We start from the raw sequence: 13456 nt of genomic DNA, 5'->3' as shown, positions 1-13456 counted from the left end.
TTGGCTATTAATAACCAAGCGGCTGGATTGTTTATCCGTGGTTGCTTACAGTCGAGTGACGGTAAAACCGTGATCTTTAAACTGCTTTAATAAACCGTGTTGCTCTGGTAAATGCAGTGCGCCGACTGCAATGAATAGCTTTTCTTTACCAATGCGAGGAGTGAGTTCCTTCACCCAGTTGTTGTTACGCTCAATGAGCATGACCTGTTCACTGATTTCGCCGTAGCTGCTGTCATCAAAGCTTTCATTGTAATACTTGGTTAACGTCGCCATATCGCCGTTTTTCCACGCATTTACTAGGGTAATAAAGTAAGTTTCAACATCAGCGAGTTGCTCAAATGTTTCTTCAATCATTTCATTGCTTAATAAAGACATATGATTAAACATTTCCATCTGATACTCAAGGGTTTCTAGCTCACCAATACTAATGCCATTGCTTTTGGAGTAAGCAAGTACTTGCTTGTCAATGCCATTTTGATCTGAAAACCCAGCATTTTGAAATTCAATTTGCATCATAGTGACCATAACGGCCCACGGTGCTAAGTTGTTAAACATCGCAATATCAATCGACTTTTCGGCGAAGTATTCTTTGAGCTTTTTGTAGTTATGTTCAGAGAGCTCTGACTGTAGTGTTTTACCATTTTTAAGCATCATAAAAGGCATTGAACGGCGCTGCATTTCGATTGGACTAATGGCGCTGATATCAACTTCTACAATTACTTTTTCGCTGGCATCAATTGCTTTGATAACTTTTTTAGGAAGTCCTTTCATGGAAGTGTCACCTACATGCACGGTGCCAAAAAGGTAAGAGTTAATGCCGTTTTTTTCTATTTTCCAAAGGCCTGGCTCACTATGGCTGGCAAAACTGGCACACAGTAAAAGAGATAAAATAAAGTAGCTGCTAATACGCTGTGTAAAATTCATAATTGTCCTTATTGTTTAGGTATGCGTTCATCTTAAACCAATATGTTTAATTGGGTAATATTAAAATTAGGGCTAAGCGGGAGTTTGATTTATTTTCTGCTTTGATAGTAAATTTATTAAGTGTACAAATGCTTTTAACTATTGCTAATCCTAAGCCATGGCGTTGGTTATTTGTTCTTGAGCTGTCAAGTTGGTATAAGGGATCAAAAATAGCTTCAAGCTGCTGAGCCGTTAAAGGTGTTGCCAAGGTATTACATAAGGTGATTGTTGTATTAGCAGGTGATTGCTCAACGTGTAAGTTGATTGGATCAGTGTTTAGGCCATAGAATAAGGCATTATCGAGTAGGTTTAATAAAATAGTATGCAAACAAAACCGATCAGCGATAACGCGAGCTGTCGGTGCAACTGTAAGATTTAAACGCTGCTTAATGTTTGGGTGTTTAAAATTTAATTCGTTACAGGTTTGTTGAATAAAATCAGCCAGAGTGATGATTTCTTTGGTTAGCTCTATCGAACTGCTTCCAGCGCGTTGTAATAACAATAAGTTATTTACAATGGCTTTCATTCGCACCGAAATAGCCAGTATATCACTGGTATAAGTGGCGCTAATTCGTTCATCGTTAGGATAACGCAGTGCGACTTCAGATAAGCTTATTAATTCAGCAATAGGTGTTTTTAACTCGTGGGCTATATCGCTTGTGAGGCGTTTTTCATTTTGATACAGCTGCTGGTTGGTGGTAATAAATTTATTGAGCTCGTTACGTATCGGCTCAATTTCCTCTACAGGAAAATCACTTTTTATTGTTTGCGATACACCAGTAATATCCAATAACTTAATTTGTTCATTTAAGTTATTTAGCGGATAAAGCCCTCGACTTACAATGCGCGTGACTAAATAGCGCACCCCAAAAACAGCAATAATACAGGTGAGTACAAACACCACATCAATAATAATCAGTACTTTATTTAAAGCGGCGGTAGGGGCTGCAATCGTTAATGTCATTGTCATAAAGTGATTATTATCTTGGGGGAGATCGTCATCTTTTTGAGCAATAAAATGGCTGATCATAGCGCGACCGCTTTCACCATTAGGTAATACGTAATCAATAATTTTAAACTCGTTGATTGGAATGTCTAAATTAGGCAGTTCAACGAATGGGTATAACGCTAATGAATCTGATTTTTCAAAAGTACGTTGCTCATGCCATAGTTGATAAAACTCTGTGGCATTAGCTTGTTCGTATTCAGACATAAACTCACCTGCAAAATCAAACTCTAGTATGCCGTTATCGTCCTCAACCAATGTTTTTAAATAGTTCGATTTATTTGAAAGAGATTGATTAAATTGATCTTCAACCCAGCCATCAACGCTTAAATCCACGGTTAAAAAAATAGTGACTAAAATAACGGATATAACCGCACTGATATTATTTACGAGTTTACGTTTAATTGAATGAATTTTAATTTTCTGAGGCGACATAGCCAAATCCACGTTTATTTTTTATTGGTAGTTCGCCGCCTAATAGACGCACTTTTTTACGAACGGCTGAAATATGCGCCTCTAGCGCGTTTTTTGAGAGCATATCAAATTGCCCAACGACGGCTTCGCTGATCATTTCAAGCCCAAGGACTCTGTCTTTTGCGCTAAATAAACACTCGATAATTTTGTATTCATTACGAGTGATATTGACTGACTGCTGCTGATAATTAAACGTTTTTAAACTCAAGTCTAATACGCAGTCACCAACACGTAATGTATTTTGTTGGCTTTGTAGTTGCCCTCTACGTGACAACGCAAGCACTCGAGCATGCAGCTCTTCAAACGAGAATGGCTTAGTGAGGTAATCATCAGCGCCTTTCATTAAGCCATTTATTTTATCGTGCGCTTCACTGCGTGCTGAGAGAATTAATACCCGTGTTTGGCTGGGCGTACTCCTTAGCGCTTGTAATATGCTCATACCATCAACACTGGGTAGCATTAAATCGAGTATGATTAAGTCATAATCACTTGATAGCGCCATACTCAAACCTTCAGAGCCATCGCCGCTTTCATCCACGGTAAAGCCTAAATTGTTTAGCCCCACGAGAAGGCTGCGCCTTAGCGGCTCTGAATCTTCGATTATTAGTATTTTCATGCTGTTAGCTTTTATAAAACATAACCTTTAGCTTCTAACTGTAGCAAGCTGCTTAAATTAATGATACCAACTTTTTTGGTAGGCAAGGTTGCCTAAATTAGCGTGAGCTAACGCTTGTTTGACCATTATTGGATCATTGCTAGTCGGCACCAGTTTATTTTGTGTGTAAGTGTACGTTGTAGCTGGTTTTTGTGGTTGTAATATGACGACTTTATTGCCTTGCATATAAGCAAAGTTTTTATCGTACTGCATTATCGCGCGATGTTTATCTGAGTGCATTGTTTGCGATAGGTCATGACCTATCATTGGGTGTTCGCCACTGGCACCAATAAGTGATAACAGTGTCACTGGGATATCTAATTGACTTGCTAGCTGGTGGTCGCGTTTAGCGGTAATACCATTACCAAAAATAACAGCAGGAATACGAAAGTGATCGATAGGCACAAGGCTTGCGCCAGAAACACGTGAGTCATGATCAGCAATAACAATAAAGATGGTATCTTCCCAATAGCGTGATTTTTTTGCCTTCTCAATAAAAGTGCCTAATGCGTAATCTGCATATTTAGCGGCATTATTGCGGGTTTGCTTTTGGTTATCGTATAAAGTGATTTTACCATCAGGAAATTCATAAGGGCTGTGGTTTGAGCTTGAAAAAATTAAACTAAAAAATGGCTTATTCTGTTGCTGCAATTTATTTAATTCTATATCGGCTTGGTTAAATAGATCTTCATCTGAGGCACCCCACGAGCCATTAAAGTCAATATTAGCAAAGTCATCACTATCAATAATCTGCTTAAAACCATTACCTAAAAAGAAGCTTTGCATATTATCGAAATGACTTTCACCGCCGTAAATAAACTGTGTGTGGTAATCCCGCTTGGCAAGAAAATCAGCGATAGTGAAAAAGTCTCGTTGTGATTTATCCAATTTGACAACGGCACGTGAAGGGGTTGGCACAAAGCCGGTGATCACAGCTTCAATGCCTCTGACGGAACGAGTGCCAGTGGCGTACAAATTATCAAACCCCCAACCTTGTTGATAGAGCGCGTCAATATTTGGTGTCAGTGGTAAGCCACCTAATGTCCCCACGTAACGTGCACCTAAACTTTCTTGTAAAATGATCACCAAATTCTTTGCTTTGCCTTGGTTGCTAGCGCTATGAAAGGTTTTTGTTGGTGCTGTTGTATCGTTAAATAATGCAGATTCGTTTTGCATTGCTGCTCTGACTAAATTGAGTAACTCTGGTTCAGGTATTGTGCCGTAGTAATCTTGGCTGGATTTTTCATTGCCTAATTGTTTAATTGCAAAGGCGACGCTATACAGTGAGTTTAATGTCAGGTCATTTAATAAATGATCAGTGGAAAATGCGACCATCGCAGGGTTAAGTGGGCGGTGCCCTAACGAGTTTCGTGCACCTAATACAGTTAAGCACAATAAGCCTACAGTTAGGAGTGTATGCGTTATAGCTGAGAGTTTACTTTGACTACGCCATTGACTTGAAAAAATTTTAGTGGCTAGCTTCACGCCTAAAACCAACACGAGTAAAGTGATAAATACTTCAATTTTATAACCTGAAAAAATCATTTTTGAGACTTCTTTAGGGTAAATGAGGTACTCAATAAATAAGCGGTTTGGACGTAAGTCGTATTCGTTAATAAAGGTTGGTGTGATCACTTCAAAAAAGATTAATAAAGCGGCCATGAATACTAAATAGTATTTAATGATAACGCGAATAACATGTTCTCTGGAGAATAAAGTACTGGCAATAATAAGTAATAATGCAGGCATTAAAATATAACTTAAGGTCGCGATATCAACCCGTAAACCACCTATAAAAATAGACATCCACGCGTGGGAGCTAAAAACTCTTTCGCCTTGCCATATGCTCAGACTAAAGCGAGCGAGTGTGAGGATACAGAGCGATAAAGCAAAAAACACCAGTAATACCCAGTATGGACCAAGACGATTTTTAAATGCTGTAAACGCGGTTTGATTAACTAAGCCCATAATAGTGCCCACCAAATTGCAGCGCAAATAAGCATGGCAATAAATACACTCGCAGAAGCGATGTCTTTGGCGAGTCCTGACAGCTCATGGTGCTCAGTCCCAATGCGATCTACTACCACTTCAACAGCGGTATTAATGAGCTCTGCAAACAGCACAAATAAAAGGCTGGCAGCTAATAGTAACTTATCTGATAGCGGGATCGTTTGAAGCCATAAGTACAGTCCGAGCAGGCTAAATAGCATGAGCTCTTGGCGAAATGCGGCCTCGTGTTTACTCATCCATTTTAAGCCATTAAAAGTATGGCGTAAGGTAAATATAAGGCGCATTAGTCCGTGGCGTTTTATCACTGTTTTATTATTCATAAGATTACTTCGCTGTGATGTTTAAGTTGGGTGATTGGCTGGCAATGGGCAAGTACATCTAAGTTTTGTTGGTAAGTGAGAGTGTTAATGCCGATTAAATTCACTAAGGTATGAAAAATATTGTCATGAGAAAGGCTTTGCGTTGGGTTTGCTTGCGCTATACATGTATTTGTAATGCCTTGATTTGTATGATCAGCCCAAATATAAAGAGGAACATGAGTTTGGCCGCTAGGGGCAAAGCTATATGGAAAACCATGCAGATACGCACCATTTTCACCTAGAGACTCACCATGATCAGAAATATATAAAAAGCTTTTTTCTATATTGTCAGGGAGTGCATTTAGTTGTGCGATGGCCAAGCTATTTACGTAATCGCTATAGGCAATGGTGTTGTCGTATGTATTCGTTAATTGTGTGCTAGAGCAGTTTTGAATATCACTGCGATCACAAGTGGGGGTAAATTGTTTAAATTGTTCAGGATAGCGCTGAAAATACGTAGGCCCATGAGAGCCCATCATATGCAATACAATAACGGTATTAGCGTGGCTAAGGTTTGCCAATTTGCGTCGTAAAGGTGCAATTAGCGCTTCATCGTAACAATGTGCTTGTTGACAAAAAGCAGCATTATTAGGGGTCTTAATTGCTTCATTGTTGATTGTAGTAACACGGTTGCATACCTCTTTACAGCCGCTGTTATTATCAATCCACAGTACATCTGCTCCCGCACTTTGAGCTAGGTCCAGTATATTTTGTTGGTTGTCAGTGTCGCGACGAGAAAATGCAACTTGTGGCTGAGCTGAAAACATGCAAGGAACAGACACTGCGGTAGCTGTACCACACGAAGCCACATTATTAAAATAATGCACGCCCAACGGTTGCGTATATTGATTAGTATTACGAGGGTAGCCTTGGTAGCTAAAATTTTCAGCGCGGGCTGTTTCGCCTACCATAATGACGGTAACGCGTGTTTGGCTTGGTTTAACTAATAGTGGATTGGTATCAAGTTGTTTAAATGGCATATCTTTGTATAGCCATTGATCACGGATATATTTATAGCTACTCGTTAAATATTGAAATGGAATGAGCTCTTTTTTCAGAATCCGATTATTACGCCCAGTTGCAGCGTAATCAGCATAAAAATTAACGACCACAAGTGCGATGAGCACTAAGCAGCCGGCAACTAGCTTGCTACGACTGAGTAGCTCTTGATGTGGGCGATTGAAGTTAATTTTCACTTTATTCAAAACAAATAGCGGTATGGCGCAAAACAACATTAAAAAGCCAATGAGCTGGGGATTTAAGTAGCTCATTGCTTCTTTGCCGTCGGTTTCAAAAGTGTTTTGAATCATTGAATAATCAAACACCACGCCGTAATTAACAGAGCCATATAGCGCGGCGCTAGAAATCACTAACAGTATGTAGGCGGCGGGCTTTAGTAGCCAGCGAGTGGAAAGCAGTGAGAAAAACAGCACCAGCAAACACATTAACAAAAGTGGTACAGACAGCAAAAATAACCATGAAAATGAATTTAAAGCAGTAATTGCCGTAAATGCACCTTCTATAAAAGGTATGTTGATCACTAAACAGTAGTAACAAGCTAGCACTACAATAAATACGTTGGCGCTACAGTGAAAATAGACGTGTTTATTATTGGTCGTAACTTTAAGCGAGGGTAATCTTTTAATTAAATCTAACATAGCAATACTCTGTAAACATAACCTCGCTATATTAATTAATTAGACTTAAGAAACGCTGAGGAGAAACTACTCTTTACCTGAAGACGTTGCTGCTGGTGTGGTATTTTTTCTGGTTTTTTGAATTAGACTGATTTAGTCGCTTAAAAAGAATAATTTATTGAAACAGTCACAAAAATTAATCAAACCGTTAATTGGTTATAACGGGGTATGAAATATCAATACTTTCGAATATAGGAAAAATAAATCTATTTATTGGTTTATGTTGGATTTTTATACCTTTTAAATGATATCAACCTCTTCTTTTTGGATTGATTTTAAGGTTGACTTGAGCTGCTCATCGCGGTACTAATATAAAAAGACAGCGGGGGAATTGATACCCTTGCCTAATTCAACAAATTTTTGGTATTTATTACATGCTTACAAACGCACTAAACCTAGTCCTAATTAACGTCGTGGTGATTATTATTACCGCGGGGGCTACTTAGTGCTTTAAGAAAGTGAAGCATTGATAAAGCCCCCCGCCTTAACAGTCGGGGGGCTTTTTAGTTTCAGGGTTTAGAACAGGTTATTGAGCTTTAAAATGTCACTGAGGAATGAGGGTTATTTAATGACAGGCGCAGAGTTAACAATCGATTTATTAGCCAAACATGGCGTAAATGAAGTGTTTGGTTACCCAGGTGGAGCCATCATGCCAATTTACGATGCGTTGTACGGCGCGCCAGTGAAGCATTATTTGACTCGCCATGAGCAAGGGGCTGGTTTTGCTGCTGTCGGGTTTGCTCGCAGCACGGGTAAGTTAGGGGTTTGTTTTGCGACCTCCGGCCCTGGTGCTACTAACTTAATTACCGCCCTGGCTGATGCAATGATGGACTCGGTGCCGCTACTTGCTATCACAGGTCAAGTACCAACAGCCGCAATCGGTTCAGATGCATTCCAAGAGATAGACGTGCTGGGCATGTCACTGTCATGTACTAAACACAGTTATATGGTGGAACGCCCTGAAGATTTAGCTGAAATACTCCAAGAAGCAATGCATTTGGCACAAAGTGGCCGTCCAGGTCCGGTGTTAGTTGATATCCCTAAAGATATTCAAATGGCGCAAGTGCCATTCAAACCTTGGTTAGCAGCTGATGATTACCTTCCAGAACTAGATTTAAATCAAGTTGCTATAGCTAATCAGCTATTAAGCGAAGCAAAACGCCCCGTTGCCTATGTTGGCGGCGGTGTTCAAGCGGCGGGTGCGCAAAATGAGTTAATGCAATTTTTAAATAAAACGCAAATGCCAGCAGTATCAACCTTAAAAGCACTGGGTAGTGTATTGCCTGAGTACGAATATGAACTGGGCATGCTTGGGATGCATGGCGGGCAAGCGGCTAACTTTGCAGTACAAGAATGTGACGTGTTGGTATGCATAGGCGCACGCTTTGATGACCGTGTGACGGGGAATTTAGGTAAATTTGCAGCCAAAGCAAAAGTAATCCATTTAGATATCGATGCCGCTGAAGTGGGTAAGCGTAAACCCGCTAGAGCGTCATTAATTGCAGATTTAAAAACATCATTACCGCAACTTGAGTGTTTTGTGACTGAGCAAGCATGGCGTGATCACACTAAAGCAATGAGCATTGAGCATGCATGGCGTTATGACTACCCAGGCGATAAAGTATTCGCCCCGTATTTACTTAACCAACTTAGTAAGCGTATGCCAAAAACAGGTGTGGTGTGTTGCGATGTGGGTCAGCACCAAATGTGGGTGGCGCAGCACATGAAATTTAGTCATCCAAGTAACCATTTAAGCAGTGGTGGCGCGGGTACAATGGGCTTTGGTTTACCCGCCGCCATAGGCGCGCAAGTAGCGCGTCCAGATGACTTTGTAATCACGGTATCTGGCGATGGTTCTATCATGATGAACATTCAAGAGCTTGCGACTATCCGCCGTAACAATTTACCTGTAAAAATACTCATACTTGATAACCAACGTTTGGGGATGGTTCGTCAATGGCAAGAGCTGTTTTTTGAAGGGCGCTACAGCGAAACCGATTTATCAGACAATCCGGATTTTGTGCAACTGGCTGCTGTATTTGGTATCCCAGGGCAAACAATTACCCACGCAAATCAAGTTGATGGTGCTATTAGTGCGCTAATAAGCAGTAAAGGCCCTTATATTGTTCATGCCTGTATTGATGATAAAGAAAATGTATGGCCATTGGTTCCACCAGGTGCTGCAAATGATGAAATGATGACGGAGAGTGCAAAATGAAACACAGTTTAACCGTATCTTTAAAGAGTCAAAGTATCGCTGTTGAACGCTTTTTACGCGTTGTGCGTCATCGTGGTTTTGATTTAACCCATTTTCAACTCAATATGGATGATGGCCAATACCATGTCGCAATGACAGTCGACAGTGATAAACCTATTTATTTATTAACCACGCAGCTTAATAAGCTGGTGGATGTTAAAAATGTGACATTGGAAAATTTACAACAACAAGCAATGTAACTTGTTATAAAAAATCAACAGCGTTAATAGGCATGTGCTAATTAACAATAAAAATTTAAGAATGAGGAAGTCAGCGTCCTAAATGCTGGTCGCTGCAAACACTGAGGTAACTATGGCTAAATTAAGAAGTGCAACAACTACGGAAGGACGAAAGCGCGCAGGTGCTCGTGCATTATGGCGTGCAACAGGAATGACTGACTCTGATTTCGGCAAACCGATTATCGCCGTTGTAAATTCGTTCACACAATTTGTGCCAGGTCATGTTCATCTTAACCAACTCAGTGAATTGATGGCTGAAACCATCACTCAAGCGGGTGGTGTGCCAAAAGAATTTAATACAATTGCAATTGATGATGGTATCGCGATGGGCCACGGCGGCATGCTGTACTCACTGCCTTCACGCGACTTAATTGCTGACTCAGTTGAATACATGGTTAATGGTCATTGTGCTGATGCGATGATCTGTATTTCAAACTGCGACAAAATCACTCCAGGGATGATGTTGGCAGCACTGCGTTTAAACATCCCCGTCATATTTGTCTCTGGCGGGCCAATGGAAGCAGGTAAAACTAAACTTGCGAATATTGATATTAAACTAGATTTAGTTGATGCCATGGTTAAAGGTGCTGATCCGAGTGTGAGTGATGCAGACTCAGAGCAAGTGGAGCGCTCGGCTTGCCCTACGTGTGGTTCATGTTCAGGCATGTTTACGGCTAATTCAATGAACTGTTTGTTAGAAGCGATAGGCTTAGCACTACCGGGTAATGGCACAACGCTTGCTACTCATAAAGATCGTAAACGATTGTATGTTGAAGCGGGTGCACGCATTGTTGATTTATGCCGTGAGTATTATCAAAAAGATAACCACGATGTATTGCCTCGTGCGATTGCTAACAAAACGGCTTTTATGAATTCAATGGTTGTTGATATTGCCATGGGCGGCTCGTCAAATACCGTATTGCATTTACTTGCAGCGGCGCAAGAGGCTGGGGTTGATTTTGATATGTCGCACATTGATGAATTATCTCGTAAAACGCCATTTTTATGTAAAGTTGCGCCAGCAACTCCTGAGTACCACATTGAAGATGTGCACAGAGCGGGTGGCATGATGGCGATAGTACGTGAGCTTGGCAAAGCGGGCTTAGTAGACTTATCGGTTAATCATGTTGCTGGTATGACGATGGGTGAACTGGTTAAAAAATGGGATGCGACAGATCCTAATAATGAAGTTGCACAAAAGTTTTATCGTGCAGGCCCTGCGGGTATTCGTACTACTAAAGCAATGAGCCAAGAGTGCCGTTGGGATGAAGGGGATAATGACCGTGAACATGGTTGTATACGCAGTGTTGAACATGCATTTCGTCAAGACGGCGGCTTAGCAGTATTGTCGGGTAATTTGGCCGAAAATGGCTGTATTGTTAAAAGTGCGGGTGTGGTTGATGAAATGCTGCATTTTGAAGGCACCGCCGTGGTATATGAATCTCAAGATGATTCGGTTGACGGTATATTAAATGATGAAGTAAAAGCTGGTGACATTGTAGTAATTCGCTACGAAGGACCTAAAGGTGGCCCAGGTATGCAAGAAATGCTTTACCCAACCAGTTATTTAAAATCAAAAGGCCTCGCTGAAAAGTGTGCTTTGATCACTGATGGCCGTTTCTCTGGTGGTACATCTGGTTTATCTATTGGTCATGTTTCACCTGAAGCGGCTAGTGGCGGCGCGATAGCCTATGTTGAAAATGGTGATAAAATCATTATTGATATCGCAACCCGTGAGATCACATTAGCGATTAGTGATGAAGAGCTGCAAGCACGTAAAGAAAAGCAACTTGCGCGCGGTAAACAAGCGTATAAACCACTGGATCGTGAGCGTTATGTATCATCTGCGTTAAAAGCGTATGCGCTGCTTGCCACCAGTGCCGATAAAGGTGCGGTGCGTGACTTAGCCAAACTGGAGGAGCTTAGCTAATTATGGTTTCTCAAGAGCTCGATTATTTTCGCGCTATAATCCAAGCGAATATGGAGCCACTGGCTAAGGTCACTGATGTAAGTGACATGGCTGAGCTTAGTACTCGCCTTGGTAATCAAGTGTGGTTAAAGCGCGAAGATCAGCAACCGGTTTATTCGTTTAAATTGCGCGGCGCGTATAACAAACTAGTAAAGTTACCAAAAGGCTCGGTAGTTATTACCGCTTCTGCGGGTAATCATGCTCAAGGTGTGGCGCTCAGTGCGTCACATTTGGGCCATCAAGCGACCATTGTAATGCCGCTTACTACACCTGAAATAAAAGTTAATGCAGTGCGCGCACTTGGCGGTGAAGTGATATTACATGGTCATCACTTTGATGCTGCAAAAGCACACGCACTGGAATTAACTGAACAACGAAATGGCGTGTTTGTCCCTCCATTTGATGATCCTGATGTTATTGTTGGACAAGGCACAGTAGCGCGAGAATTAATGCAGCAACTTAATGAATTAGATGCGGTGTTTATTCCTGTTGGCGGTGGCGGATTGCTCGCAGGTATGGCCGTTTATATTAAGTCATTACGTCCTGATATTAAGGTTATTGGCGTAGAGGCCGACGAGAGTGCGTGTTTGCAAGCGGCACTTAAAGCTGGCGAGCCCGTTGAGCTTGAGCGCGTTGGTAGCTTTGCAGACGGCGTAGCAGTAAAGATTATAGGTAAAGAAACCTTTCGTCTAGCGCAAAAATTTTGTGATGAGGTGGTAACAGTAACTGGCGATGAAATATGTGCAGCGATGCAGGATATTTTCGTATCAACCAGAGCTATTGCAGAGCCTTCTGGGGCATTAGCCACAGCGGGGCTAAAAAAGTGGTGCCAACAAACGGGGTATAAAGGCCTGCATTTAGCGGCTATATTGTCTGGCGCTAATTTGAACTTTGATCGCTTACGTTATGTTGCTGAACGCACGGCGCTTGGAGAAAAAAATGAAGCGTTATTAGCCGTTACTATCAATGAAGAAAAAGGCAGCTTTAAGCAGTTTTGCGCTTCATTGGGGGGGCGTGCCATTACAGAGTTTAATTACCGTTATGCAGGCCCGGGCGAAGCGCAAATATTTGTCGGTATTGCACTGCGTCAAGGCCAGCAGGAGCTGGATGAACTCAAGGGTGATTTAGCAACTAATGGTTACCAATTTTGCGACTTATCAGATAATGAATTAGCAAAGTTACATGTGCGTTATATGGTCGGCGGTAAAGCACCGGAGCAAATGCATGAGCGTTTACTGCGCTTTGAGTTCCCTGAGTATCCCGGTGCATTGGCACGCTTTTTAGATACTTTGGGCTGTAATTGGAATATTACGTTATTTCATTATCGTAACCATGGTGGCTCTATGGGGAATGTATTGGCTGGTTTTGCAATTGAACCAAGTCAGTATGAGATATTTAACGAGCACTTAAACCGTCTTGGTTACAGTGTACAAGATGAAACACACAATCCATGTTTCACTCAGTTTTTGACTAGTCAGGCTTCAGTTAATACAGCAAAAGCTGCCAATCACTAGCGCAACACGCCCTAGGGCGTGCTGCGCTTTCGTGATTGATTTTGCAGCAGTATGTTTGGTATTTAGGCAAGGTATAGCCTATGTTGTGTGGTTGTTCCCCATAAATAGACGATAGCGCAGTATAAATGCCAAACATGCGCTGCCCAAAGGGTTCTTCCTAGGGGCAATTGACTCTTTGTTGCTCGATTTTTACTTAGCCCGCTAGGTTACAAACCTCGCGCCGCGATTAAATCGCCCCTAGATTGAACAAATTTCAATCCACAAAGGTCAACACGCCCTAGCACTTTGCAATAAACAGTATTTAACGCGAGAT

General features: G+C 41.4%; 10 protein-coding genes. 4 read left to right on the top strand and 6 right to left on the bottom strand.

Annotated features, from left to right (window positions below; genetic code table 11):
* Nucleotides 1-45: 45 nt before the first annotated feature.
* Genes HJP15_RS12045 through HJP15_RS12020 form a run of 6 tightly spaced genes read right to left on the bottom strand, consistent with a single transcriptional unit; the run spans nucleotide 46 to nucleotide 7125 of the window.
* A complete protein-coding gene (locus HJP15_RS12045) occupies nucleotides 46-924 on the bottom strand; it encodes a TraB/GumN family protein (protein ID WP_170173872.1) in 879 nt (292 codons plus the stop codon).
* Between the two features lie 46 nt (nucleotides 925-970).
* Nucleotides 971-2404: a sensor histidine kinase gene (locus HJP15_RS12040; protein WP_170173871.1), complete on the bottom strand. Its 1434-nt coding sequence runs from the start codon at nucleotides 2402-2404 to the stop codon at nucleotides 971-973.
* The gene (locus HJP15_RS12035; protein ID WP_054204930.1) at nucleotides 2385-3059 is read right to left on the bottom strand and encodes a response regulator transcription factor; all 675 of its coding nucleotides are present in this window, start codon (nucleotides 3057-3059) and stop codon (nucleotides 2385-2387) included. The genes HJP15_RS12040 and HJP15_RS12035 overlap by 20 nt, the downstream gene beginning before the upstream one ends.
* 57 nt (nucleotides 3060-3116) lie before the next feature.
* Nucleotides 3117-5066, bottom strand: coding sequence for an LTA synthase family protein (locus HJP15_RS12030; protein WP_170173870.1), 1950 nt, complete (start codon nucleotides 5064-5066; stop codon nucleotides 3117-3119).
* On the bottom strand, nucleotides 5057-5428 hold the full coding sequence (locus HJP15_RS12025) for a diacylglycerol kinase (RefSeq protein WP_170173869.1): 372 nt from the start codon (nucleotides 5426-5428) through the stop codon (nucleotides 5057-5059). The genes HJP15_RS12030 and HJP15_RS12025 overlap by 10 nt, the downstream gene beginning before the upstream one ends.
* Nucleotides 5425-7125, bottom strand: coding sequence for a phosphoethanolamine transferase (locus HJP15_RS12020; RefSeq protein ID WP_054455785.1), 1701 nt, complete (start codon nucleotides 7123-7125; stop codon nucleotides 5425-5427). Before HJP15_RS12020 ends, HJP15_RS12025 begins: the two co-directional genes overlap by 4 nt.
* Before the next feature lie 607 nt (nucleotides 7126-7732).
* Between HJP15_RS12020 and ilvG the strand changes: the two genes are divergently transcribed.
* The 4 genes from ilvG to ilvA all read left to right on the top strand — a co-directional run bounded on the left by ilvG (nucleotide 7733) and on the right by ilvA (nucleotide 13143).
* Nucleotides 7733-9382, top strand: a complete 1650-nt coding sequence (ilvG, locus tag HJP15_RS12015) for an acetolactate synthase 2 catalytic subunit (RefSeq protein ID WP_170173868.1) — start codon at nucleotides 7733-7735, stop codon at nucleotides 9380-9382.
* Nucleotides 9379-9621: an acetolactate synthase 2 small subunit gene (ilvM, locus tag HJP15_RS12010; protein WP_054204925.1), complete on the top strand. Its 243-nt coding sequence runs from the start codon at nucleotides 9379-9381 to the stop codon at nucleotides 9619-9621. The genes ilvG and ilvM overlap by 4 nt, the downstream gene beginning before the upstream one ends.
* Before the next feature lie 112 nt (nucleotides 9622-9733).
* Nucleotides 9734-11590 (top strand): dihydroxy-acid dehydratase, encoded by a 1857-nt coding sequence (gene ilvD, locus HJP15_RS12005; protein WP_054204924.1) that lies wholly within the window; start codon nucleotides 9734-9736, stop codon nucleotides 11588-11590.
* 2 nt (nucleotides 11591-11592) lie between these two features.
* Nucleotides 11593-13143 carry a threonine ammonia-lyase, biosynthetic gene (gene ilvA / locus HJP15_RS12000; RefSeq protein ID WP_054455781.1) on the top strand — a complete coding sequence of 517 codons (1551 nt, stop codon included), beginning with the start codon at nucleotides 11593-11595 and terminating at the stop codon, nucleotides 13141-13143.
* Nucleotides 13144-13456: the final 313 nt, after the last annotated feature.

Source organism: Pseudoalteromonas sp. NEC-BIFX-2020_002 (assembly GCF_013002825.1).
GTDB classification, from domain to species: Bacteria; Pseudomonadota; Gammaproteobacteria; order Enterobacterales; family Alteromonadaceae; genus Pseudoalteromonas; species Pseudoalteromonas neustonica.
This window is presented reverse-complemented; position numbering and strand designations above follow the sequence as displayed.

Bases quoted from the DNA above. Each gene is read 5' to 3' on its own strand.
- HJP15_RS12045 (WP_170173872.1), bottom strand. From the start codon at position 924: ATGAATTTTACACAGCGTATTAGCAGCTACTTTATTTTATCTCTTTTA.
- HJP15_RS12040 (WP_170173871.1), bottom strand. From the start codon at position 2,404: ATGTCGCCTCAGAAAATTAAAATTCATTCAATTAAACGTAAACTCGTA.
- HJP15_RS12035 (WP_054204930.1), bottom strand. From the start codon at position 3,059: ATGAAAATACTAATAATCGAAGATTCAGAGCCGCTAAGGCGCAGCCTT.
- HJP15_RS12030 (WP_170173870.1), bottom strand. From the start codon at position 5,066: ATGGGCTTAGTTAATCAAACCGCGTTTACAGCATTTAAAAATCGTCTT.
- HJP15_RS12025 (WP_170173869.1), bottom strand. From the start codon at position 5,428: ATGAATAATAAAACAGTGATAAAACGCCACGGACTAATGCGCCTTATA.
- HJP15_RS12020 (WP_054455785.1), bottom strand. From the start codon at position 7,125: ATGTTAGATTTAATTAAAAGATTACCCTCGCTTAAAGTTACGACCAAT.
- ilvG (WP_170173868.1), top strand. From the start codon at position 7,733: ATGACAGGCGCAGAGTTAACAATCGATTTATTAGCCAAACATGGCGTA.
- ilvM (WP_054204925.1), top strand. From the start codon at position 9,379: ATGAAACACAGTTTAACCGTATCTTTAAAGAGTCAAAGTATCGCTGTT.
- ilvD (WP_054204924.1), top strand. From the start codon at position 9,734: ATGGCTAAATTAAGAAGTGCAACAACTACGGAAGGACGAAAGCGCGCA.
- ilvA (WP_054455781.1), top strand. From the start codon at position 11,593: ATGGTTTCTCAAGAGCTCGATTATTTTCGCGCTATAATCCAAGCGAAT.